The organism is Kitasatospora sp. NPDC059827, assembly GCF_042731675.1.
Lineage (GTDB): Bacteria > Actinomycetota > Actinomycetes > Streptomycetales > Streptomycetaceae > Kitasatospora.
The window spans coordinates 34,510-57,001 of the sequence record NZ_JBHWIV010000057.1; the positions used below are offsets into that span (position 1 = coordinate 34,510).

The 22,492-nt window shown below is 70.5% G+C and carries 24 protein-coding genes; 13 read left to right on the plus strand and 11 right to left on the minus strand.

Going from position 1 to position 22,492, the window contains the following annotated elements; all coding sequences use genetic code 11:
• Positions 1 to 33 precede the first annotated feature (33 nt).
• Positions 34 to 156 (minus strand): hypothetical protein, encoded by a 123-nt coding sequence (locus ACFV8H_RS28840; protein WP_380405677.1) that lies wholly within the window; start codon positions 154 to 156, stop codon positions 34 to 36.
• Positions 157 to 694: 538 nt separating this feature from the next.
• Between ACFV8H_RS28840 and ACFV8H_RS28845 the strand changes: the two genes are divergently transcribed.
• The gene (locus tag ACFV8H_RS28845) at positions 695 to 1,801 is read left to right on the plus strand and encodes a hypothetical protein (protein WP_380405680.1); all 1,107 of its coding nucleotides are present in this window, start codon (positions 695 to 697) and stop codon (positions 1,799 to 1,801) included.
• A 122-nt stretch (positions 1,802 to 1,923) separates the two neighbouring features.
• On the opposite strand, the gene ACFV8H_RS28850 is transcribed toward ACFV8H_RS28845, so the two are convergent.
• Positions 1,924 to 2,307 carry a hypothetical protein gene (locus tag ACFV8H_RS28850; RefSeq protein ID WP_380405683.1) on the minus strand — a complete coding sequence of 128 codons (384 nt, stop codon included), beginning with the start codon at positions 2,305 to 2,307 and terminating at the stop codon, positions 1,924 to 1,926.
• Between the two features lie 63 nt (positions 2,308 to 2,370).
• On the opposite strand from ACFV8H_RS28850, the gene ACFV8H_RS28855 reads away from it, so the two are divergent.
• The 4 genes from ACFV8H_RS28855 (at position 2,371) to ACFV8H_RS28870 (ending at position 8,550) form a co-directional block, all read left to right on the plus strand.
• A complete protein-coding gene (locus ACFV8H_RS28855) occupies positions 2,371 to 3,003 on the plus strand; it encodes a hypothetical protein (RefSeq protein WP_380405686.1) in 633 nt (210 codons plus the stop codon).
• Positions 3,000 to 6,101, plus strand: a complete 3,102-nt coding sequence (locus tag ACFV8H_RS28860; RefSeq protein ID WP_380405689.1) for a hypothetical protein — start codon at positions 3,000 to 3,002, stop codon at positions 6,099 to 6,101. Before ACFV8H_RS28855 ends, ACFV8H_RS28860 begins: the two co-directional genes overlap by 4 nt.
• Positions 6,098 to 7,381: a hypothetical protein gene (locus ACFV8H_RS28865; protein ID WP_380405692.1), complete on the plus strand. Its 1,284-nt coding sequence runs from the start codon at positions 6,098 to 6,100 to the stop codon at positions 7,379 to 7,381. The genes ACFV8H_RS28860 and ACFV8H_RS28865 overlap by 4 nt, the downstream gene beginning before the upstream one ends.
• A gap of 332 nt (positions 7,382 to 7,713) precedes the next feature.
• A complete protein-coding gene (locus ACFV8H_RS28870; RefSeq protein ID WP_266269172.1) occupies positions 7,714 to 8,550 on the plus strand; it encodes a class I SAM-dependent methyltransferase in 837 nt (278 codons plus the stop codon).
• A gap of 11 nt (positions 8,551 to 8,561) precedes the next feature.
• Here the strand turns inward: ACFV8H_RS28870 and ACFV8H_RS28875 are convergent, their stop codons facing one another.
• The 3 genes from ACFV8H_RS28875 to ACFV8H_RS28885 form a co-directional block, all read right to left on the minus strand.
• Entirely contained in the window at positions 8,562 to 9,275 is a 714-nt protein-coding gene (locus tag ACFV8H_RS28875) for a phytanoyl-CoA dioxygenase family protein (protein ID WP_380405695.1), read from the minus strand.
• 486 nt (positions 9,276 to 9,761) lie between these two features.
• Entirely contained in the window at positions 9,762 to 10,019 is a 258-nt protein-coding gene (locus ACFV8H_RS28880; protein WP_375887995.1) for a Prokaryotic metallothionein, read from the minus strand.
• A 133-nt stretch (positions 10,020 to 10,152) separates the two neighbouring features.
• Positions 10,153 to 10,551, minus strand: a complete 399-nt coding sequence (locus ACFV8H_RS28885; protein WP_380405698.1) for an ACT domain-containing protein — start codon at positions 10,549 to 10,551, stop codon at positions 10,153 to 10,155.
• Between the two features lie 248 nt (positions 10,552 to 10,799).
• Between ACFV8H_RS28885 and ACFV8H_RS28890 the strand changes: the two genes are divergently transcribed.
• Entirely contained in the window at positions 10,800 to 11,384 is a 585-nt protein-coding gene (locus tag ACFV8H_RS28890) for a PadR family transcriptional regulator (RefSeq protein WP_380405701.1), read from the plus strand.
• A 54-nt stretch (positions 11,385 to 11,438) separates the two neighbouring features.
• On the opposite strand, the gene ACFV8H_RS28895 is transcribed toward ACFV8H_RS28890, so the two are convergent.
• Positions 11,439 to 11,648 carry a hypothetical protein gene (locus ACFV8H_RS28895; RefSeq protein ID WP_375887998.1) on the minus strand — a complete coding sequence of 70 codons (210 nt, stop codon included), beginning with the start codon at positions 11,646 to 11,648 and terminating at the stop codon, positions 11,439 to 11,441.
• Between the two features lie 41 nt (positions 11,649 to 11,689).
• The gene (locus ACFV8H_RS28900) at positions 11,690 to 11,980 is read right to left on the minus strand and encodes a hypothetical protein (RefSeq protein WP_380405704.1); all 291 of its coding nucleotides are present in this window, start codon (positions 11,978 to 11,980) and stop codon (positions 11,690 to 11,692) included.
• Between the two features lie 448 nt (positions 11,981 to 12,428).
• Between ACFV8H_RS28900 and ACFV8H_RS28905 the strand changes: the two genes are divergently transcribed.
• A complete protein-coding gene (locus tag ACFV8H_RS28905; RefSeq protein WP_375888002.1) occupies positions 12,429 to 13,127 on the plus strand; it encodes a bifunctional DNA primase/polymerase in 699 nt (232 codons plus the stop codon).
• Positions 13,128 to 13,146: 19 nt separating this feature from the next.
• Here the strand turns inward: ACFV8H_RS28905 and map are convergent, their stop codons facing one another.
• A complete protein-coding gene (map, locus tag ACFV8H_RS28910; RefSeq protein WP_375888004.1) occupies positions 13,147 to 13,992 on the minus strand; it encodes a type I methionyl aminopeptidase in 846 nt (281 codons plus the stop codon).
• Between the two features lie 116 nt (positions 13,993 to 14,108).
• Here map and ACFV8H_RS28915 point away from each other — a divergent pair, with 116 nt between their 5' ends.
• From ACFV8H_RS28915 to ACFV8H_RS28925, 3 genes are all read left to right on the plus strand, one after another.
• Positions 14,109 to 14,339 carry a hypothetical protein gene (locus ACFV8H_RS28915; RefSeq protein WP_380405707.1) on the plus strand — a complete coding sequence of 77 codons (231 nt, stop codon included), beginning with the start codon at positions 14,109 to 14,111 and terminating at the stop codon, positions 14,337 to 14,339.
• A 91-nt stretch (positions 14,340 to 14,430) separates the two neighbouring features.
• A complete protein-coding gene (locus ACFV8H_RS28920) occupies positions 14,431 to 14,700 on the plus strand; it encodes a type II toxin-antitoxin system Phd/YefM family antitoxin (protein WP_380405710.1) in 270 nt (89 codons plus the stop codon).
• Positions 14,693 to 14,956: a type II toxin-antitoxin system RelE/ParE family toxin gene (locus ACFV8H_RS28925; protein ID WP_380405713.1), complete on the plus strand. Its 264-nt coding sequence runs from the start codon at positions 14,693 to 14,695 to the stop codon at positions 14,954 to 14,956. Before ACFV8H_RS28920 ends, ACFV8H_RS28925 begins: the two co-directional genes overlap by 8 nt.
• A 25-nt stretch (positions 14,957 to 14,981) precedes the next feature.
• Here the strand turns inward: ACFV8H_RS28925 and ACFV8H_RS28930 are convergent, their stop codons facing one another.
• Both ACFV8H_RS28930 and ACFV8H_RS28935 read right to left on the minus strand, forming a co-directional pair.
• Entirely contained in the window at positions 14,982 to 16,310 is a 1,329-nt protein-coding gene (locus ACFV8H_RS28930; RefSeq protein WP_380405716.1) for an MFS transporter, read from the minus strand.
• A gap of 46 nt (positions 16,311 to 16,356) precedes the next feature.
• Positions 16,357 to 16,998: a hypothetical protein gene (locus ACFV8H_RS28935; RefSeq protein ID WP_380405719.1), complete on the minus strand. Its 642-nt coding sequence runs from the start codon at positions 16,996 to 16,998 to the stop codon at positions 16,357 to 16,359.
• 47 nt (positions 16,999 to 17,045) lie between these two features.
• On the opposite strand from ACFV8H_RS28935, the gene npdG reads away from it, so the two are divergent.
• Positions 17,046 to 17,738: an NADPH-dependent F420 reductase gene (gene npdG / locus ACFV8H_RS28940; RefSeq protein ID WP_375892651.1), complete on the plus strand. Its 693-nt coding sequence runs from the start codon at positions 17,046 to 17,048 to the stop codon at positions 17,736 to 17,738.
• 113 nt (positions 17,739 to 17,851) lie between these two features.
• On the plus strand, positions 17,852 to 18,043 hold the full coding sequence (locus ACFV8H_RS28945; protein WP_380405722.1) for a hypothetical protein: 192 nt from the start codon (positions 17,852 to 17,854) through the stop codon (positions 18,041 to 18,043).
• On the opposite strand, the gene ACFV8H_RS28950 is transcribed toward ACFV8H_RS28945, so the two are convergent.
• Positions 18,040 to 18,855, minus strand: coding sequence for a site-2 protease family protein (locus ACFV8H_RS28950; protein ID WP_380405725.1), 816 nt, complete (start codon positions 18,853 to 18,855; stop codon positions 18,040 to 18,042). The genes ACFV8H_RS28945 and ACFV8H_RS28950 overlap by 4 nt on opposite strands.
• A 193-nt stretch (positions 18,856 to 19,048) precedes the next feature.
• On the opposite strand from ACFV8H_RS28950, the gene ACFV8H_RS28955 reads away from it, so the two are divergent.
• A complete protein-coding gene (locus ACFV8H_RS28955; RefSeq protein WP_380405728.1) occupies positions 19,049 to 22,447 on the plus strand; it encodes a BTAD domain-containing putative transcriptional regulator in 3,399 nt (1,132 codons plus the stop codon).
• The last annotated feature ends 45 nt before the right edge of the window (positions 22,448 to 22,492 follow it).

Sequence of the window (22,492 nt, forward strand, 5' to 3'; positions counted from 1 at the left end):
GCGGAGGGCGGTGGCGATGTTGGTGACGCCGGTTCATTTCAGGGCGCCGCTGACCAGGTTGCGGAAGGTCGCCATCGCTCGTGGCACGTTGCCGATCAGTAGTTGGGAGGCGTCCTCGGCGAAGGCGGTGTCGCGCGCACACCGCGTCGGCGGCACCCTCTCCCTGCTGTCCAGTTCGGTGGGGGAACTTCAGGGTCCTGGCGTCCTTGCCCCAGGCCGGACGAGCCTGTGTGTGGACCAGCCTGGCTGCCTGACGGCCAGGGAGTGCTGGGCCGAGTTGGGCGGGCAGTATCACGGCACCGCCAGGTCTGACGGCGTGGAAACCTTGGCAGTGATCGTCCAAGGAGGCCAGCGATGGCACTCCCAATGCCATTTCGAACGCATATCTGAATTAAGGTGAGGGTCATAGTCGAACTCTAATTCGATATACCGGTCGGGAATGTCGTCGTCCGCTTGGGGAGAGCCTTTCACTCCATGGTTGATTGTCAGAGGCGTCGGTTAGGTTCCGGGCATGCAGCCAATTGGAGTACCTGCGCAGCAAGACGCGGAAGGCCAAGGGCTCGAGGGGGGCACTCTGCCGAGGCTGTCCGGCATCCCGCGACAGGCATTGGAGTTCCGTTCCGTCCGGTCAAGGAACGCCGCCGGAGTCTTCGGGCCGGTGATCGCCAGTGCAGCCGGCCTCAACCTCAGTGACATGGAGATCGACTGCGCCAAGGCGATCTGCGATCTGCTGGCCGCTGGAGAGGACGACAGCGGCTTCCCCATCCGCGAGCTGTACGTCAGGTTGACCGGTCGCTTCGGTCGCGACACCGTCAAGGCCCGTCTGACCCAGCTGATTGCTACGGGCTCGGTCCGGCTGGTCAGAGGCAAGCTGCATGACACGCACGTGGAACTCGCAGATGCCGGCCACGTCGGCTTGCTGTTGTTCCCCATGGTGACGGACACGCTCAACCACCAGGTCCTGATGGAAGTCCTCACCTATTTCATGAACGGCCTGGAAGCCCCGGGGGCTGAGGCTGACGAACTTCGTCAGAAGCTACGTGCCTTCCGGGGGTTGGTCCACGGACGGGCGCGTGCGCTGCGCGAGGTGATCGTCCAAAACGATGTCCCGGCTGCCATCGAGCTCGGAAAGGTGGACACCAAGGACCTGGCCGATCGCATTGGGCTGGCATGCGCTCGAGCTGTGGACAACCTCACCAAGGTTCACGAGCTCGCCGACGACCTGGACCGCATGATCACGGCGGTCACGAAGTACATCGGGGTCCGCGGCGACCTGACGGAACTACTGCGCCGTGAAGCACGCCTGGACCGAAAGGCCGAACTCCACACCGCCGCCCTGACCCGGGCTGCGAAGAGCGCCACCATCGAGGAGCTCGCCGCCCTCTGGGACGGCATCCACTTCGACAGCGTCCGCCCCTGGCTCGACCCGGCCGCCATCGAATGTGCGGCCGAAGAACTTCTCCTCGAGCCGGCCGCCGACATCATCCCGCAGCGCCCTGATCGAAACGCCGTCCCACTCCCTGAACCGCAAGACCACCTCCTACGGGCTATCGCGGACGAGCTGCTCGGCGAACACGACGAGATCGACTTGACGCCCATCCTTCTGTCCCGCCCGTGGCACAGCGGCTCCGAACTGTTCTGCAAGCTCATCGAGCTCTCGGCCCTCGACCCCCGATACAGGCTCCACAGTCGCAAGGAGCCCCCGCAGCACGGTGATCCGGACCCGTCCAGAAGGCGCCCGTCCTGGGTCACGCCCATGAGCCTGCGCCGAGCCCCCGACCGAAAGGACCCTCTTCAGTGACACCGGACGGTACGGCCGTGGCCATGGCCCGCCTGCGTTACAGCGGCGGGATCCTCCCCGCATCGCAGCTGTCGCTCACCGCCCTCGAACAGACTGCCACTGAGGCCGGACTGCGCGTCCACCTAGTGGAGCAGGAAGGCGGCGAAATGCTCGCTGTCCTTGGCTGGTCCGGCGAAGAGCCGGCGGCATCCACGGACAATCCCCGCCTTCCTCGAAATCGACTCAATCCCAAGGAAGTCGTGGCCTTCATTGCGGCCTACACCCTCCTGAGTCAAAGAGACCAGCCACCCCAGCGCCCGCTCGCCGACATTGTGGCCCTGCTTCGCGATTGCACCGACAAACAAGCACACACCTGGGCCGTACCAGCACTCGAGCGCACCCTCCCGCACGCCGGGCTGCTGCAACTCCTCCCGCAGCGTGCAGTGCGCCTCGGTCCTGGCGCGGCAACCTTCAGCCCTTCGACTCACGCCGTGCTTACCCACGCCGCCACACAGCTGCGACGCCATCGTTCCTATCCCCACCGCGGAGACGAACGGCACAGCGCGCCGACCCCTCACACCCCGGAAATCGTGACAGCCAAGTCGTCATGGGTTGAGAACGATGCCATCGACTGCGTTCGGGCGCTGGAAGCCGCCGACGCCCCACTCCCGGCCCGCGACTGGGAGCAGTTCCAGGAGCCTGGGACCAGGAGAGAGATCGAGCGACTTCTCGCCACCCTCGGCCGCACCCTTAACGAGGTCACCACCATTCGAGATAGCGGCCGATCAGAGGTGACTGGCTACATCAGCAGCTGGCACCCGTCTGTCCTCCCGACCTTCCGGGCGCCGCTCGCAAGCCTGACCACCACAGACCTCGCAGTGCTCGCACTCGTCTACCTCCACGACCGACTCATCCCCGAATCCGGTGGCGCCGCCATACGCGGCCGAACGATGGAGAGCCGTCTACGGGACCACAAGGGACCTGATGGCCGCCAGTGCCTCAGCGTCAAGGACATAGCTGACGCCCTGCCTCGGCTGCGAACCCTCGGTCTCATCGACCACCGCAACCACCTTGAGGACTCACTCCTTCAACGGCTCACCCCGGAACAAGCCAAGAGGCTGCGGGAGAACGCCATCATGCTCGCCGACCCGGACAGCCTCGTCGCAGACGAGCTGCGCCGACGCCACCGCGCCGAATCAGCCGACACAGGAGCCGCCGCGTGACAGAAGAACCGCAACTCGGCATGCCACTCGAGGCATTGGGCGCCGTGGGCGCAAAATCCCTGAGACTGTTCCAGCTCGTGAGAATCGGCCGTCACCCCAGCACCGTCATCCCCGTGGGCAGAGCCGACGTCACCCTGCTGACCGGCACGGGACCAGAGGGAGGATCAAACGGGGTCGGCAAATCGATGATGGCGAGTGCCATCGCCCTGGCCAACGCCGACGCGGACTGGCTTCGCGGGGGGATTGGACACCACGCCCGCAACCTTCTGTTCAACCACAATGCTGCCGAGACCAACCAGGTCTCCGATGCGCCGCACGGCTTCATCATCAGCGTCTACTGGAAGGACGGCGAACCCCGAACCACCGCGGTGACCGTCTGGATGCGCATCCAACGTACGGACCCGTTCGTTCAGGTCAAGTTCGCACCCGGGATTCACCTCGCGGCTGGCCCCACCGAGCAGGACTGCGCCACTCACGCGACGGAGGTGTGGAACAGTCTTGCCGGACCCGCACTCACGTCCGGCAAGTATGCCGAGGCGCTGTTCGGCAACGGCACCCGGTGCCTCGCCTACCTCCGCAAGCGCGGCGAGAAGAGCATCGACGACGGCATCCTCGCCTCGGCCGGCCAGCCTCACAAACCAGAAGCCCTCGCGGACATGCTCATCAGCCTGGCGGGCAAGAAGAAGCTCCTGATCGACGAGCAGAGAACACGCCAGGAGATCTTCGAGCACCGGCGCGGCCTCGAAACCGACAAAGAGGCCTTGCGCCGACAGGAGCAACAGGACGAGATCACCCTGAAGGCGATCTCCCGCATGCTCGAAGCAAGCGCAACGCTCGACGAGGCCGAGGCCGACTGGAACCTGTACCTCGCTGCTCGCATCGTCGCCGACGAACACAACAGCGAAGTTGCCTCGGACAGGGCACGAGAAGCAGGAGAGAAGCTGGAAGCCACCAGGCAGGAAATCGATGTCCTGAAAGGGCAGCTCGAGATCTGCCAGGACACCGATGAACTCGCCCGCCGAGTCAGGGAAACCAGCGCCCTTCTGCGTACAGCCGAAGCGAAGAGCACTGACCTGACCCGAAGCCTTGGAGGGATCGAGGCTGAGTGTGGATTGCTGCGACGTCGGATCGCGGAGATCACCGAGCGGGCTGACCGAGGCGACGCCGGTGCGCTGGAGCAGGCCCTGGCCGGTCGGGCAGAGGCACATGAAGCCGCTGTCAACGCCCGTGACGCGGTACGGGACGCCGAGGCCAATGAGAAGGCATTACGCGCCGCCTACGAACAGGAAGCGGAAGGGCAATCGGGGCGAGCGGGCGAGATCGTCACCGCTCTCAAACGCGCCGACCTGCCGGCAACGCCGCTGCTGGACGCCATCAGCTTGGCTGACCTCTTGGACCACGAACGCCACCAGTGGGAGGCGCGCCTCTCCGCCCACGCGGACACAGTCATCGTTCGGAGAGCCGACCTGCAGGCCGTCGAGAAGACCCTTGCAGCGGCACAGCTCCTCCCAGGCTCCTCGCTGCTCCCGATGGACCAGCTTTCGCCACCAGGCGTGACCCTTCCTCTGGATCACGCCTTCCTGGCGGCCCTGGAAGCGCGGGTCCGTGCTGCGGATGGCCCTCATGCGGTCGAGGACGGACCTCTAGGTCTTCGCCTGTACGGCGGCTTCGAGGTGCCCATGACGGACCGGCCAGCCAGGACGGCCGCAGCAAGGAAGCGGCTAGAGGGAGCTGTTGGAGAGCGCGAGGCCGCGCAGCGGATGGAAGAACAGGCCAAGCGCGATCGCGAGGACGCCGACGCTTGGGAAGAATGCTGCCGAACCGCCGCGCTGATGATCGAACTCAGGGTGAAAGTCGCAGAGTTGAATAGCCAGATGGACACAATGCAGGCGGATATCGAGGACGCCAAAGCCGCTGAAACGAAGGCTCGCATCCGCAGCACGAAGGCGGCGGACGCCTACAAGTCGGCCGCGCAGGACATCAAGTCCATCAAGGAGCGGATCGCGACTGCGGAGACCAAGGCCCTCGCTGAGAAGAAGGAGCAACATGACCAGCGCGCCGTCGTCGCGGGCTTGACGGAATCGCTGAGGCTGCTGGGAGAGGCCCTTCTCGGAGGCGCCACGACTGCCCACGCGCTCGTGAACGCCCAGGGCAAGCGGCCCTCAACAGAGGCTGCCTTCTGGGCCGCCCGGGACAAGATCGGTACGGCTCTGGACCTTGCGGGATGCTCACGTACGCGCCGAGAGGAGGCCCTGACATCCGACCGCGTGGACGACGTGTCCTCAGACGTTTCCGCGCAGGTCCGAAAGGGAGCCGAGATCCTATTGGATTGGCTGAAGAGCGTTCCCGACCCCGGCGAGAGGGCACGGTCGTTCCACGACGTCTGCGCACCGGCCCGTCGGTGGATCGACTTCCACAGCGGAGGCGGCGAAGAGGAACTACAGGCGATCACCGCCCGCAGCGAGCGCAGCCGCAAGGCCCTCGAAGCATCCGAGACCTCCATCGCCGAGACGATCAAATGGAGCGAGGGCAACAGGGAAACGCTGATCAAGAACCTCCAGGCGCTCTTCGCGGAGGCCGAGAACCGCCTGAACTCGTTGCTGGACTCGGCCGGCCAGAGCCGGGTGAAGCTGAATGTACGTCACCGTGCGCCCACCGCCCCAGAAGACCCCCTGCGATGGGAAGTCCGCCCTGAGTGGACCAAGCCCGGGTCTGACCCCATCCCCTATCACGGCGGCGACCGCAACACCGCCGAGTACGTCATCCTCCACGCCTTTCTCGCCGCTTCGACCCTCGTCGCCGGCGGCACACCGGCAGGACGCATGCTGATCATCGACGAAGCGGGGAACAACCTCGACACGCGCAACGTCGGCGAAGTCGCCAAAGCCCTGCGCCGCATCGCACGCGACTACGGGATCACCGTGATCCTCGCCGTACAGAGCCAGGACATCAACTCTCTGCGCCCCCACTGCTCGACGCTGATCAACCTGTCGCGCTACCCCGGCGACATTCTCAATGCTGAGCCCATGGTCATGAGCGACCTGGACGTCGACCTTCCCGCCATCTCCGGCAGCATCCCGAGGGAGTACATGCAGTGAGCACTCCCGAAAGCGAGAACTGCACCCGCACCGTGATCAGCACCTCGGCTGCCCCGGTCGAAGGCTTGCCGACGGGACTCGGCGCCTATCCCGTCTACCGCGAACGGTACGAAGACGGAGCTGTGAAAGGCCGCTCTCGCCTGGTAGCACTAAAAATCAAGCCCATTCGGCCACCGGCACCGGAAGCCGCGCAGCAGGCACTCGACTCCATGGACGACAAGGAACGCCGCTTCGTCCTCGCCTCTCCCACCAGACGAGGTGTCACAGTCACCCGCCGCTACCCCGCACTCCAGCAGCTCAGCTCTCTGATCCTCGCTGATGTAGTGACAGTCACCACCAAGCCGCCGGGCCTCGACAAACGGGCGGGCGACTTCGTGGAGTGGGAACAGACCCAAGCCACCCGTACCTACGCCGCCAGAGCCAAGGGCGACGCCGTAGATCGTCGAGCCGAACTCCAAACGGAAGCACTCTCGTTCGCACAGCAGATCCGCAGACAGGAACCAGAGGCTGCGCCACTTGCTGCCGCTCTCGAACTACCACGCGACGCGGGGCGGCTGGACCTCTATGTCGCAGCCGCTCGCGCCCTGCTGAGCGGCGAGGTCTTCCTCGGAGTACGGGACTTCTCCAGCCGACTGCGAAACGACACAAAGGCCGTCGATGCTGACAAAGCCCTGACCGACATTGGGGTGAACAAGGCCGTCCGCGAGCGACTCGGCGTCCTCAAGTACCCCGAACTGGCGATCTCGGGACCGTTGACCATCCGCCAAGGGCGCGGCCACCTTCAGATGCAGGGGCTCGGCGTGCTGGTCACGGTGCCGTTCACCTCAGATCCGATGGTGCTGAACACATGCGCAACTGAGCTGGTCGTCGTGGAGAACAAGGAGGCAGCAGCATTCCTGGCCCGGCACCTCCCAGATCACGTGGTCGTCTGGTGCAGTGGGTTCAGCGGTGAAGAGCTCCACCACGTGCTGTTGAATCTCGGTTCAACTTGCCCAAGGGCTTGGGTGGTCCCTGACGCCGACACCGACGGCGTCCATATCGCTAGTCTCGTGATCGCGAGTGTTCCACACGCAGTGGTTGTTGACGTCGGCTTGATGCCGGGTGCCAGAGCCCGGCGCGACCGGATGTATGCGGGATCCAGAACTCTTCGGCGGCTCATCGAGGACACTGCCGTCGCACCCCAAGTTCGACGCTTCGCAGAGCAGGTGGAAACACGTGGCTTCGAGGTGGAACAAGAAGAGTTCATGCCCGAGGTGCTCAGCTTCATCGTCGGGAGGTAAATCGCATCGCGCATGTTCGGCTCGAACCCGGCCAACCCGTGCGGGCAGGATGGTGTGTCGTGACGTCAGTGTCGCCGGGGCGGGCGCGCGGGTGGCTGGTAGTGCGGGCTGAGGGGCGTCTACGTAGAGGAGGAGCACCAGCCGCGCGACAGCCCCCGGACGGGTGGAAACCGACGAGCCGGGCACAAGCGCGTGGTCTGCAGCGACGGGGCCTTGCGCGGTGATGAGGACCTGGACAGGTCCATGTCCGGATTCCGGGTGAGGAGTTCGGCGATGGATGTGCCCAGGGTATCGGCGAACCAGCAACCCCGAGGCTGGTCGTCGGTGTAACGGTGAGAACACCTGCCAGAACGATCACCGCGTCGTCGGTGGTGAAACACACTGCCCTCGCTGGGGCGACCATTGCCGGCGAGTTCGCCGCGGCCTATCGGCCGGGCTACGACGAGCGGATGTTCACCCACGTCGCTGAACGCATCGGCCTTGACGGAACCGGGTGCGCATTGGATCTGGGCACCGACACTGGAGCGGCGGCCCTGCCCCTGGCCTGCCTGGTGAGCTCGGTGATTGCCGTCGATCCGCAGCCGGGCATGCTTGCCGAGGCCCGAGCGCTCGCCGCAGCCGCCAGCGTGACCAACATCGAGTGGCGTCTGGGCGAGGCGGCGCAACTGGCCAGCATGGACCTGCCGCCGCTACGGCTGGTGACCGTCGGAGCCGCCTTCCACTGGATGGATCGTGTCGCCGTCGCCCGGGATCTGGACGCTCTCATCGATGAGGGGGGTGCGATCGTACTGGCCTCCGGCGGGCCTCGGGGCGACATCGCGCCGCAGCCCTGGTCGGAGGTGATCAGGGAGGTCCGGGTTCGATACCTCGGCCCGGAGCGCCGGGCCGGGCGCGGCACCTACGCGCACCCGGCCGAGCGCCACCAGGACGTGCTGGCCCGCTCCCCGTACTCCCGGATTGAGACCGCACACTGGGACCGGACGATCACCCGGACCGCGGACGAGGTGGCCGGCCTGCAGCTCTCCTACAGCTACAGCAGCCCGCGCCAACTCGGCCCGGATACGAAGGCGTTCGTGAACGACGTCCGCGAGGCCCTGCTGGCCTTCGACCCGTCTGGCACCTTCGAGCAGACGATCCGCACGGAGGCGATCATCGCGCGCCGCCCGTGACGAAGCCCCGACTAATCCGGCAGCGCGAACTCCGACAGCGGGTCCGTCACTGCTGCGCGCCAGCGCTCGCGATGGCCGACTGCGCGCAGCCGGAAGTACACGGTCTCACGGCGTTCGTCGTCGGCGGTGCCGAAGTGGCCGCCGATGTTGTGGGCGAGGAGGTAGTGGACGAGGACCAGGCTTCCAGCCGCGCCAGTCACCTGGAGCGGGGCGGGCAGGTCCACGGGCGGGTAGGGAGCGGCGTCGCGCAGTGCGTCCGCGCCATGGCGGCGCAGCCACGCTGCCGTGCTCAGGTGCGTACCCGGCCACACCCACAGATTGCCGCGGTCGTGCTGGCGCTGGTCGGTGAGTAGGAGGCCGGCCAGGACGGTGAATGTGCCGGGGCGGCCGTCGTCCTCGGTGGGGGTGAGACCGTCGATGTGTGGGGCGCCGGGGTGGCGTGGGTGCGGAGGCAGGGTGATTGCCAGCTGAGCGACCTCCGGGTCCGGCAGGGCGAGGTCGGGCCGCAGGAACGGGCGGACGGCGCTGTTGATGCCGCTTTCCTCGTAGAGGGCCCGCAGGGCGGCGTGGTGGGTAAGAGCCGGCCACAGGAAGTAGGGGCCGGTGAGCCCCGGCGCGGGCGGCTGGTCCACCAGATGGTCCGCGATCAGCGAACGCCAGCGGCGAACGTGCCCGGCGCTGAGGACGTCGGGCACGACGCAGTAGCCGTCACGCTGAAATGCCATGCTCAGAGAGCGAGTTGTCGTCTCCATTCTGTAATGGAAGCGGCAGCGAGCTGGGGTGGGCAACAGGATTTCCACCGCTTGTACGGCGGCGGGCCGCCCGTCCGCCCGGCACTGAGTTGGGTAGTGCTCGCTCGGCGGAGGCCCCGTCTCGGCGACATCGGGCTCGCCGTTGCCGTCTGTTGCCCCCCATCCGGCAGTTGACCGTTCCCGCCTGTCGTCTCGTGTTGCCTTCTATGTCGCGGCCGTTGCCCAGAGATGCGCCAACGCCAAGGCTGGGGTGGACGACGGTATCGGTGCTGACTACGTGACGGCCAGGCAGACCAAGCCAGTCCGTCCGCTCGCCGCGCTGGGCACCGCGAAGGGGTCTGGCGCCCTGGACAGATCGGCCAAGAGCGCGCGTACAGGCCGACTCTTCCGTCCCCCGAACAGCCGAAGGCCCTCCGACCCGCAACGGGTCGGAGGGCCTTTCGCGTCGTGGGGCCGGGTTCAGGCCGGGTGGGTGCCGACGGCGTCGCGGATCTGTTCGCCGAGGCCGCCGTTGACGCGGGCGCAGTTGGCGCAGCAGAAGAACATGCCGGCCACCTCGACGCCGTGGCCCACGATGCGCACGTTGCAGTGTTCGCAGCGGGGGGCGAGCTTCTCCATCGCGCACTCGAAGCTGTCGAAGGTGTAGGTGTCGCCGGTGACCGTCCTGATCTCGAAGGCGAGCCAGTAGTCGTTGCCGCAGGTGACGCAGATGGCCATGGCGGCCGTCTCCTTCCGGTGGGGGCCGGCCCTGGCGGGGCGGCTCCCTCCAGTCTCGAAGGCGCGCCCGGCGGCGGCCACCCGGTGGGCCCGTCCGGCGGGGCGGGCCGCTGGGGCGGGCCGGTGGGAGCGGTCAGCCGGAGTCGGCGGAGAGCTGTTCCAGTGCCTGGACGGCGCGGTCGGCGTCGTCGGCGGCGACGAACAGGTGGTCGTGGTGGAAGCCGGCCACCACGTTGCAGCTGATGCCCTGTTCGGCGAGGCGCCCGGCGACGGCCGCGGTGAGTCCGACGGCCTCCAGCGCGGAGTGGATCTGCAGGGTGATCCAGGCGGCCACGTACTCGTAGCGCAGCCCGAGCGCGTCGGCCTCCTCCTGGGTGACCACCACCGTCACCCCTTCGGGCTCGGCGACCGTCACCACCGGCCGCATCCCGGCGGGCACCTTCGCGGGGAGCGTGCAGTAGACGTACCGCCCCGGGTTGAGCTGCGGGCGCATCCCGCGCAGCAGGGTCGCAAGGTCTCGTTCACCGGACATGCCCGTCACCGTATCCGTTCGCCCCAGGCCCGCGCGGCCTGTCGCAACCGTGTCGGAACCGTATCGGGATCCGTTGACGAGCGACAGTCACCGATATATCGTCGAACTATCGAGACAGTGACTCGACTGTCTCGGAAACGAGGTGAATCCTCAAGGAGGTGGGCGCCATGCGCTCGGGAATGCGATTTCGCGTGGAGGACCCGCGCGGCGGCGGACGCCGTCGCGGTCCGGGTCCGGAGTTCCGGGGGATGCCCGGGGAGGGCCCCGGCGGCTTCGAGGGGCGGGCGGCCTTCGGCGGCTTCGGCCCCGGCCGGCCGATGGGCGGCCCGTTCGGGCACGGCTTCGGCGGCCACGGCGGCCGGCGCGGCGGCCCGCACGGGCGGCGCGGCGGCCGGGCCCGGCGCGGCGACGTCCGGGCCTCGCTGCTGGCGCTGCTCAAGGAGCGGCCGATGCACGGCTACGAGATGATCGCCGAGATCGCCGAACGGACCAACGGGGCCTGGCGGCCCAGCCCCGGCTCGATCTACCCGAACCTCCAGCTGCTGGAGGAGGAGGGCCTGATCACGGCGGAGGAGGTCGGCGGTAAGCGGCTGGTCTCGCTCACCGAGCGGGGCCGCGCCGAGGCCGAGGCCGGACCGGCGGAGCCGTGGGCCGAGGCCGGCCGGGAGGTCGACTGGGAGGCCGTCCAGGAGGTCGGCCAGGCGCTCGTCGCGGTCGAGCAGGCGGTCCAGCAGGTCATGCGCACCGGCACCGAGGCGCAGCGCGCCAAGGGCCTGGCGGTGCTGACCGAGGCCCGCAAGAAGCTGTACCTCGTCCTCGCCGAGGACGACTGACCGGTGCGGTGGGCCGGTCCCGGCGCAGGCCGGTGGCCCGGGCGGTGCCGCTGCTCAGGGGCGGACCAGGAACAGGCCCACACAGGCGAGCAGCAGCACCGCCCAGCCGAACCAGAGCCAGCCGTCGGGCCCGATCGTGACGCTGTAGAGGCAGACCACCAGCAGCAGGGCGCCCGTCACCCAGGCGACCTGCCGGTTGTGGTGGGCGGCCGCCCGCGCGCGGCTCCTGCCGTGCCGTTCGGGGTGCGGAACCGTCCTGGCCATGCCGACCTCCCGGGGAGGGCGAAGGGGGAACGGGCGGCCGGTCAGTCCGCGGGCCCGGTGGGGCCGGTCGGCTCCGTCGGTCCGGTCGCCTCCGCGGGCCCGGTGGGGCCGACGCCGGTGGAGGCCGCCTCGTCGTACTCGTAGCGCCAGAACCAGCTGAGCCCCCGCACCTGCTTGCTCCGGACGTACACCAGTGTGCGCGCGGGGGAGTCGCCCTGCGCGGGGACCGGGACCTTGTACTTCTTGGGCACGCCCAGCATCGGCCCCAGCGGGATCGGCAGGACCGTCCCGTCCAGGGGCCCGCCGACGAATTCGGTGTCCGCGCTCTTCACCCCTCCAGGGTCTCACCTCCACGTGGCGGCCACGCCGGGAGCACCCGGGAGCGGAGGCGCGGTGACGGCCGGGTGCCCGGAGTGTGGCCCGCGTGGCCGGGGTGTGACCGGAGAGGCACCGCCCCCGGTCATCCGCAGGCCCCGCGCACCCCTATCCTTTCCTGTACGCCCCCGGGGTCCACCCCGGGTCAGCGGGCCCCGTACGGGCCGGGCGAGGCGCGAGTCAGTGTGCCCTCCGGCCGTCACCGGCGCGGACAGCGTGCTGCCGCGACAGGCGTACCGAGACCCGGGCGTCGGCCGTCCGGTGACCCCGGCCGCGGTCGGCGGGGCGCGGACAGCAGGGCCGAGCACCGCCCCGGGAAGCAGCGGGGGATGCCGCGCGTTGCGTCCGAGTGGTACGTCGAACGCTGTGTCGCACCAGGCACGGCAGTTGCGCGGAAGGGGCACGATGGAAGCCGGCAGCAGGTGGACGACCTGGTGGCAGAAGCGTGACCGTGAGCGGGCCCGCCCGGGAGGCGCGGACCCGGCCGCCAGACTGGAACAGCTGCTCGGCGCCGTGCGCGCCGGATTCCCGCTCGCGCCCGCCGCCCACCCGGCCGGCTACCGCTGTTCCTGCGACCGGGTGGCCTGTCCGGCCCCGGCCCGGCACCCGGTCTCCTTCGCCTGGCAGACCCAGGCCACCACCGACCCCGAGCAGCTCTCCCGCTGGCTCTCCCGCGACCCCCAGGCCAACTTCGTCACCGCCACCGGCCGGGTGCACGACGTCCTGGACGTCCCCGCCGAGGCCGGCCGGCTCGCCCTGGAGCGGCTGACCGCGCTGGGCGTCGAGGGCCCGGTCGCCGCCGTCGGCGAGGACCGCTACCTCTTCTTCACCGCCACCCGCGGTACTCCGCAGGACGAGGACGAGTGGTGGGACAGCGCCCTCGACTCCACCCCGGACACCGTGTCCGAGCACCCCGGTCTGCGCTGGCACTGCCGCGGCTCGTACACCCTGCTCCCGCCCGCCGCGCTGCCGGACGGCTCCGAGGTGCGGTGGCTGCGCGGGCCCGAACTGCCGCTGCCGGACCCGCTGCGCGTCCTGGACGTGCTCACCGACGCCTGCACCGAGGTGGGCGCCGTCGCCGAGGAGCAGTGGCTGATCGGCTAGCGGCGCCCACCGGGGTGGGTCACGGCAGGGTGAGGATCTCCGCGCCGTCCGCCGTGACCACCAGGGTGTGCTCGAACTGGGCGGTGCGCTTGCGGTCCTTGGTGACGACCGTCCAGCCGTCCGGCCAGATCTCGTAGTCGTAGGTGCCCAGGGTGAGCATCGGCTCGATGGTGAACGTCATGCCGGGCTTGATGACCTCGGTGGCCCGCTCGCTGTCGTAGTGCGGGACGATCAGGCCGGAGTGGAACGACGTGTTGATGCCGTGTCCGGTGAAGTCCCGCACCACGCCGTAGTCGAAGCGCTTGGCGTAGGACTCGATGACCCGTCCGATGACGTTGATCTGACGGCCCGGCTTGACCGCCTTGATCGCCCGGTTCAGCGACTCCCGGGTGCGCTCGACCAGCAGCCGGGACTCCTCGTCCACGTCGCCGACCAGGTAGGTGGCGTTGAGGTCGCCGTGCACGCCGTGGATGTAGGCGGTGGCGTCGATGTTGACGATGTCGCCGTCCTGCAGCACGGTCGAGTCCGGGATGCCGTGGCAGATCACCTCGTTGACGGAGGTGCAGACGGACTTGGGGAAGCCGCGGTACCCGAGGTCGGACGGGTAGGCGTCGTGGTCGCACATGTACGCGTGGGCGACGGCGTCCAGCGCGTCGGTGGTGACACCGGGGGCGATCAGCTTCGCCGCCTCCTCCATCGCCCGGGCCGCGATCCCGCCCGCGATCCGCATCTTCTCGATCGTCTCGGCGGTCTGCACCTCGGGCCCGGTGTACGGCGTCGGGGCGGGCTTCCCGACGTACTCGGGGCGCGCGATGTGCGCCGGGACCTTGCGGGTGGGGGACTGGATGCCGGGTACGAGAGCCATGCCGGCGAGTCTAGTCGCCGCCCCCGCCGCCACCCGGCGGTTCCCGCGCGGTGTGCACGGCGGCCCCGCCCGGGGAATGATCGGTACCGACCCCCATGTCTGGACGGGAGAACGCGATGCCCCTCGGATTCCACCGCAAGCCGACCGGCCGACCCGGCGAATGGTTCTACTGCATCAAGCACGCCAAGGTCGAGGAGGGCCCCGAGTGCCCCGCCAAGGACCGCCTCGGCCCCTACGCCACCCGCGAGGAGGCCGCCCACGCCCTGGACATCGCGAACGAACGCAACCGCGAGTGGCAGAACGACCCGCGCTGGGACGACCGCCCCAAGGACGAGGGCAAGGAGTGACGAGGGGGCGGCACGACGGGGCGGCGCGGCTGTCAGGGGCGCCATCCATGCGCCCAGGTGTACACCTAGGACATCGGGTACGCTTGGGCACATGACGCAACCGCTACCCATGGAGTCGATCCGCGATGTCCGCGCGCACCTGGCCGAGGTCGTGGAGCGGGCCGATCGGGACGACGTCCCCACCGTGATCACGCGTCGGGGCAAGCAGGTCGCCGCCGTCGTGTCGATCGAGGTCCTGAGGAAGTACCAGGAGTGGGAGGAGCGCGAGATCAACCGGATCATCGACGCCCGCATGGCCGACTCCTCGCCGGGCGTTCCCATCGAGGACGTCATGAGGGAGACGCTGGCTCGCAGTGAGTGAGTACCGCACCGTCTTCCGGCCCGAGGCCCGGGACGAACTCCGCAAGATCCCCCGTGACATGGCGCTCCGGATCCTGGCCAAGCTGACCGAACTGGAAGGCGATCCGCTCGGCTGCAACACCACCGCACTCGTGTCGCAGCCCGACCGTCGGCGCCTGCGCGTGGGCGACTACCGTGTCGTCTACACGATCGACAACGGGCAGTTGGTGGTGTGGGTCGTCCACGTCGGCCACCGCTCCACGATCTACGGCACCTGACGGTCCATCACCCGCCCCGGGGCGGTCAGGCCGGGGCGGGGGTGTCGAGGGCGTTGCGTTCGTGTTCGGCGCGGACGGCGGCGGTGTGCGGGTCGGTGCGGTCGTCGTAGGCGAGCAGGCGGGGGAGGGCGGCGGCGAGGGCGAGGACGGCGGCGACGCAGGCCAGGCCCCCGGTCCAGACGGCGGCGCGGACGCCGATCAGGCCGGCCATGGTGCCGGCCCGGACCTGGCCGAGCTGGGGCCCGACGGAGTAGCTGAGCAGCTCGACGCCGGCCATCCGGCCGCGCACCTCGTCCGGGATGGACTGGTTCCACATGGTGGCGCGGGCGATCCCGCTGATCTCGTCCGCGCCACCGGCCAGGGCCAGCCCGAGCAGCACCACCCAGACGCTGCCGGACAGTCCGGCCAGCGTCATGGCCGCGCCCCAGCCGACCGCGGCGGCCACCAGCAGCCGTCCGTGCCGGTGCACCTGGGACGTCCAGCCGCTGGTCGCACCGACCAGCAGGCCGCCGATGGCGGCGGCGGCGTACATCGGGCCGAGCGCCCAGTCCGCGCCCAGGTCCGAGGCCAGGAAAGGGAAGACGGCCACCGGGAAGGCGAACAGCATGGCGCACAGGTCGATCGCGTAGGTGCCGAGCAGGTCCTTGCGGCTCCACGCGTACCGCACACCGGTGAGCACCGCCCGGATCGACGGGCGCTCGGCGCCGGTGGCCGGCGGCACCGCCCTGATCCGGACGAGCAGCAGCAGCGAGACCGCGAAGGTCAGCACGTCCAGCGCGTACGCGGTCTGCACCCCGGACACCGCCACCACGACACCGGCCAGCGCCGGACCGGCCACCGAAGCGACGTTGTGGTAGAGCGACTTGAGGGCGAAGGCGGCCGACAGGTGCTGGTGCGCGACCACCCGCGGCAGCAGCGAGTCCAGCGCCGGGCGCTGGAGCCCGTCACAGGCCGCGACCAGGGCGGCGACCAGGTAGATCGGCCAGAGCACCGGGTGCGGCAGCAGGGCGTTGAGTAGCAGCAGCCCGGCGAGCAGCCCGAGCGCGGCCTCGGAGCGCAGCACCAGCCTGCGGCGGTCCAGGGCGTCGGCGAGGGCGCCGCCCCAGAGGCCGAAGACGATCAGCGGAACGAGTTCGACGGCGCCGATCAGGCCCACCGCGAAGGAGGAGTCGGTGAGTTCCTTGATCTGCATCGGAACGGCGACGTACGTCAGGAAGCTGCCGAAGCTGGTGACGAAGCCGCTCGTCCACAGGTAGCGGAAGTCCCGCGAGGCGCGCCAGGGGGAGAGGTCGGGCGCCAGCGAGCGCAGCAGGGTGCGCGCCCGACCGGCGGGCGGTGGTTCGTCGTCGTTCACGAACGACCATCCTCGGACGGTCGGTTCCCGGCCCGCAACGGATTTATCACCAGCGCGTGAACGCCGGTGGTGAGGTGAGCCGGCCGGCGAGGTCGGCCAGCCGGTCCAGGGCGGAGCGGCGGCCGACCGGCTGCCCTGCGGCGGCACTGACCAGGTGCTGCGCCAGGTCGAAGGGCTCCTCGGCGGCGGTGCCGACGGCGAGCCGCTCGTGCGCGAGACCCGCGAGGTCGGCGAGACCCGCGAGGTCGGTGGGATCGGTGGGATCGGCCGGGGTGGTGGGGCCGGCGCCGTCCAGGGCCAGGACGGTCGCGCCCTGCCGACGGGCGTCCTGCACCCGCTCCAGCAGCGGGGCACCGGCCGCGCCGGGGGCCACCACCAGCACGGTGGCGCCGCGCCCGGCCTCGGTGAGCCGCCGCAGACCGTGCGCCAGGTGGGCCGGGGCGGCGGCGGGCGGTGCGTGCCGCAGCAGGGTGGGCGCCAGCCGGGGGACGGCCGACCAGGCGGCCTCGTCCTCCAGGTGGGCGGCCAGGTGCCAGGGCTCGTACGCCTCGGTGCCGACCAGCAGCAGCTCACCGGCCCCGCGCCGGTCCACCGAGCGCCGCAGCGCACCGGCGAAGCCGCCGACCGCCTCCAACCAGCCGGTGCCCGTGAGTCGTTCACGAAGTGCCGAAACTCTCACTGCGTCCATGCGGGCCAGGATGTCGCGCCGGGCCCGCGGTTTGGGAAGATCGGCCCATGACTTCCCTCGATTCAGCGACAAACCCGGCCCATGAGCTGCCGGACGTCTCGCAGTTGGTGGTCGGTGTCCTCGGCGGCACCGGAGACCAGGGACGCGGCCTGGCCCTGCGGCTGGCCAAGGCCGGCCAGCAGGTGATCATCGGCTCCCGCGACGCCGCCCGGGCCGAGGCCTCGGCCGCCGAGCTGGGCCTCGGCGTGCGCGGTGCCGACAACGCCACCGTCGCCCGGGAGAGCGACGTGGTGATCATCGCTGTCCCGTGGGACGGCCACGCCGCCACCCTGACCGCACTGCGCGAGGACCTCGCCGGAAAGATCGTCGTCGACTGCGTCAACCCGCTCGGCTTCGACAAGCAGGGCGCCTACGCGCTCAAGCCGGAGGAGGGCAGCGCCGCCCAGCAGGCCGCCGCCCTGCTGCCGGACTCCCGGGTCACCGCCGCCTTCCACCACCTCTCGGCGGTGCTGCTCCAGGACGAGTCGGTGGAGCGGATCGACACCGACGTCATGGTGCTCGGCGACGAGCGGGCCGCCACCGACGTCGTGCAGGCCCTGGCGGGCCGGATCCCCGGCATGCGCGGCGTCTTCGCGGGCCGGCTGCGCAACGCCCACCAGGTGGAGGCGCTGGTGGCGAACCTGATCTCGGTCAACCGCCGCTACAAGGCCCACGCGGGCCTGCGGATCACCGACGTGTAGCAGTCGGAGGTTCGTGTCGACCTCACCCCTGGACCCGCTCCGGAGGTGAGGTCGGCGACAATGGGTGGCGGCCGACCCCGGCCGTCCGCACCCGGTCCTAGGAGCTCCGCGCCATGCCTCGCACGTCCCTCTTCGCCCTGCTCGTCGTCGTCCTCGCGCTGGCGGCCGCCGTGGTCTCGATGGTCGAGGGCTTCTGGATCGGGCTGATCTGGCTCCCGCTGGCCGGTGTGGCGAGCAACGTGCTCTGGCTGAACCGCCGCAAGGCGAAGATCGCCGAGGCGGCGGCCACCGCCGAGCAGGGCTAGTTCTTCCAGAAGCTGAACAGGTACCGGCCGAGCGTCGCGTAGTCGGTGTCCACGCCGAAGAGGTTCATCAGGTCGTGGACGATCCCGAAGAAGAACGTGTTCACCTCGGGCTGCCACAGCAGCGCGAACACCGCGAGCATCCCGTACGGCGCGAACGGCTCGACCGCGCGCCGGGTCTTGTAGGACAGCCACGGCTCGACGATGCCGTAGCCGTCCAGGCCGGGAATCGGCAGCAGGTTCAGCACCGCCGCGCTGAGCTGGAGGAAGCCCAGGAAGCCCAGGGCGCCGGAGAACGGCGAGTAGGGCAGTTCGTAGCCGTTCCAGACCGCGTGCACCGTCGGGTCGTCCAGCCAGCCCGCGCCGATCGGGATCAGCAGCGCCGCCGCGATCACCACGTTCACCAGCGGCCCGGCCGCCGAGATCAGGCTGTGCTTGAGCCGGCCCTGGATCCGGCTGCGCTCGATCCAGACCGAGCCGCCGGGCAGGCCGATGCCGCCGAGGATCATGAAGACGATCGGCAGCACGAAGCTGAGCAGCACGTTGGCGTACTTCAACGGGTTGAGCGTGAGGTAGCCCTTGGCGCCGACGGTGATGTCGCCGCCGTGCAGGGCGGTGCGGGCGTGGGCGTACTCGTGCAGGCAGAGCGAGACCATCCAGCCCGAGATCACGAACAGGAACACCCCGAACGAGGCGTTGCCGTAGCCGGAGTACACCGCCCAGGCGGAGGTGCCCAGGGTGGCGAGGAGCACCCAGAACACCGGACTGATCCGGCGGTCCTCGCTGCGGGAGCGCGGCGTGGCGGCGAAGGTCATCTGTGGGTGCTCCGTGGACAGAGGGAAGGGGGATACCGGCTGGGACCGATCATGCCGGGCGGGCCGGTGGCCGGACAAGCCGTCCAGGGTGAACGTCCGAGGGGAGGCGTCCGGTTCCGACGCGCCCCGGGGCCGGGGGAGGGGACGGCACAATTGTGCGGCCACGCCGCCGTCCATCGACCAGAATGGTCCGGTGCACTACGGCATCCTCGGTACCACCACGGCCCACCACGACGACGGCACGCCGGTCCCGCTCGGCGGGGCCCGGCTGCGGGCGCTGCTCACCGCGCTGGCCCTGCGGCAGGGCCGGCCGGTCCCGGCCGACCTGCTGGTGGACGAGGTGTGGGACGCCGAGCCACCGCAGGACTCCTCCGCGGCCCTGCAGACCCTGGTCGGCCGGCTGCGCCGCACCATCGGCCGGGAGCGGGTCGGCTCCGGGCCGGCCGGGTACTGGCTGGCCGAGCCGGCCACCGACCTCGCCGACTTCCAGCGGCTGAGCACCGAGGGCCGGCACGCCCTCGACGCCGGTGACAGCGCGCTGGCCGCCGAGCGGCTGCGCGCCGCCCTGGCGCTGTGGCGCGGTCCCGCCCTGGCCGACCTGCCCGACCGCGCCGCCGCGGCCGCCCGGCTGGAGGCCCAGCGGGACGAGGCCCGCCGGCACCGGATAACCGCGGACCTCGGCCTGGGCCGGGCCGCCGAGCTGGTCGCCGAACTGGCCGAGCTGTGCGAACGGCAGCCGCTGGACGAGCCCTTGCAGCTGCTGATGCTGCGGGCGCTGCACGGGAGCGGCCGTACCGCCGAGGCACTGCGCCACTACGAGCGCACCCGGCGCGCCTTGGCGGACGAGCTCGGCGTCGACCCCGGCCGTCAACTCCGGGACTGTTACGCCGAGTTGCTCGGCTCGGCCGAGCCGACGCCGGCCCCGGCCCCGGCCCCGGCCGCGACAGCGCCCCCGGTCGCCGCCCCGGTCCGACCGCATGAGCCGCAGCCCCCCGCCCCGGCGCCCCAACTCCCGCGCGCCACCGGGAACCTGCGCGGCCGGCTGACCAGCTTCGTCGGCCGCGAGGGCGATCTCATCGCCCTGCGCGGCCTGGTGGCGACGAGTCGGCTGGTCACCCTGACCGGTCCGGGCGGTTCCGGCAAGACTCGGCTGTCGGTCGAGGCCGGTCGCGCCGAACAGTCCGCCGGGCACTGGCCGGACGGCGTCTGGCTGGCCGAACTCGCCCCGCTGGAGAGCCCGGAGGCCGTCCCGGCCGCCGTGGTCTCCGCGCTCGGCATGCGCGAGATCGTGCTGCACGCCAGCAGCATGGTCGCCGAGGTGATGGAGAAGCGCGCCCAGGACCCGGTGCGCCGGCTGGTCGAGTACTGCGGCCAGCGCCGGATGCTGCTGGTCCTGGACAACTGCGAGCACCTGATCCAGGCCGCCGCCGATCTGGTGGACACGCTGCTCGCCGAGTGCCCCGGGCTGACCGTGGTCGCCACCAGCCGCGAGCCGCTCGGCGTCCCCGGGGAGACCGTCGTGCCGGTCGAGCCGCTGCCCGACCCGGTGGCGCTGCGGCTGCTCACCGAGCGGGCCGCGGCCGCCCGTCCGGGCTTCGACCCGCAGAGCGACCCGGAGGCCTGCGCCGAGATCTGCCGCCGGCTGGACGGCCTGCCGCTGGCCATCGAACTGGCCGCCGCCCGGCTGCGGGTGATGACGGCCCGGCAGATCGCCGACCGCCTGGACGGCCGCTTCGCCCTGCTCACGGCCGGCAGCCGCACCCTGCTGCCGCGCCAGCAGACGCTGCGCGCGGTGGTCGACTGGAGCTGGGAGCTGCTGGGCAAGCGGGAGCGGGCGGTGCTGCGCCGGCTCTCGGTGTTCGCGGGCGGCTGGCAGCTGGAGGACGCCGAGCCGATCTGCGCCGATGGCACCGAGGTGGTCGCCGGCGAGGTCGCCGACCTGCTGCTCTCCCTGGTCGACAAGTCCCTGCTGGTGGCCGATCTGGCCGACGACGGCGTCCAGCCGCGCTACCGGATGCTGGAGACCATCCACGAGTACGCCACCGAGCGGCTCGCCGAGTCCGTCGCCGAGCGCGACGCCACCGGCGCCCGCCACCTGGCGCACTTCCGCGGGCTGGTCGCCACCGCCGACCAGAACATCCACGGCCCGCGGCAGCTGCACTGGCTGACGGTGCTGGACCGGGAGCAGGACAACATCCGGGCGGCGCTGCGCCGGGCGATCGACCTCGCGGACGAGCAGCAGGCGCTGGTCATCGCGGTCGGCCTGGGCTGGTACTGGTCGCTGCGCGGCTACAGCCTGGAGGCGCGCGGCTGGTACACCGCGATCGCCGCGCTCGGCCCGGACCCGTTCGGCCCGGACGCCCCGGCGCCGGTGCCGCTGGAGCGCAACGTGCTCTCGTACGACCTGCCGATGCCCGACGGGGTGGTCGAGGAGGCCCGCCGGCTGGTCGCGATGTTCCTGCTGCTCGGGATGTTCGAGGGGAACCTGGACATCCTGGGCGACGCCGGTGCGGTCCGGACGGCGGAGCGGCTGTTGGACAGCTACACCACCGAGCTGCCGCAGGCCTATCGGTTCCCGGCGCTGATGCGGGTGTTCGCGGCCTTCCTGGCCGGCCGCCTGGAGCTGATGAAGAGCCTGCTGGACGACGCGGTCCGGGGCTGCGAGCTGTACGGCGACCCGTACGACCTGGCGTTCGCCCTCCAGGTCCGGGCCAGGATGCTGAACGACTGGCCGGACGGCGAGGAGCAGGGCGTCCGGGACGGTCTGCGCGCCCTGGAGCTGTTCGAGGAGGCCGGTGACCTCTGGGGGGTGTCCCAGGCGCTGGCGGTCCGCGGTGAGTCGCTGGCCATCCGGGGCGACTCCCGGGGCGCCGCCGACGCGTACGAGCGGGCGATCCGGCTGGCCGAGGAGCTGGGCGCGCCGCACGAGGTGCCGATGCTGCGGGTGAGCCTGGGCAACGCCCTGCTGGAGCAGGACATGGAGCGCGGGGAGCGGATCGTCCGGGAGGCGCTGGCCGCCATCGACGGCACGGGCCTCAACGAGTCCACCACCGGTGCCCTGCTGATCGGCCACCTGACGCTCAGCGGCCTCCACGCCCAGCGCGGCGACTTCCAGCAGGCCCTGGACGGGTTGGACGCGCTGGAGGGGATCGGCATGGGCGGCTTCATGCCGGGTGTCGTGGGCGGGCTGCTGGTCAGCACCCGGGGCTGGATCACGGCTCGGGCCGGGGACCCGGACACGGGGCTCGCCCTGCTGTGCGAGGGTCGTCGGATGCTCCTCTCGGTGACCGTGGCGGCCGGTTTCGCCGAGCAGATGACGGTGATGGTGGTGCCGGCCGTGGTCGGCGTGCTGCGCTCCTTCGCGGAGCGGGACGGCGACCTGGAGCGGGCCCGGCGGGCGGTGGTGCTGCTCGGCGCGCACAAGGGGCTGAACGGTCCCAAGGGCGGCTACCTGGACAAGGTGGAGCGGGAGCGGTCGTCCGCCGCCCTGCGGGGGCTGCTGGGCGAGGCCGCGTTCGAGGCGGCGTACGCCGTGGGCGCGGCGATGGCTCCGGAGCAGACCCAGGCGATGCTGTCCGAGCTGCTCGGCTGAGACGCCCGGAGGGCGGTCGGCCGGTGCCCGTCCCCTGGTCACCGG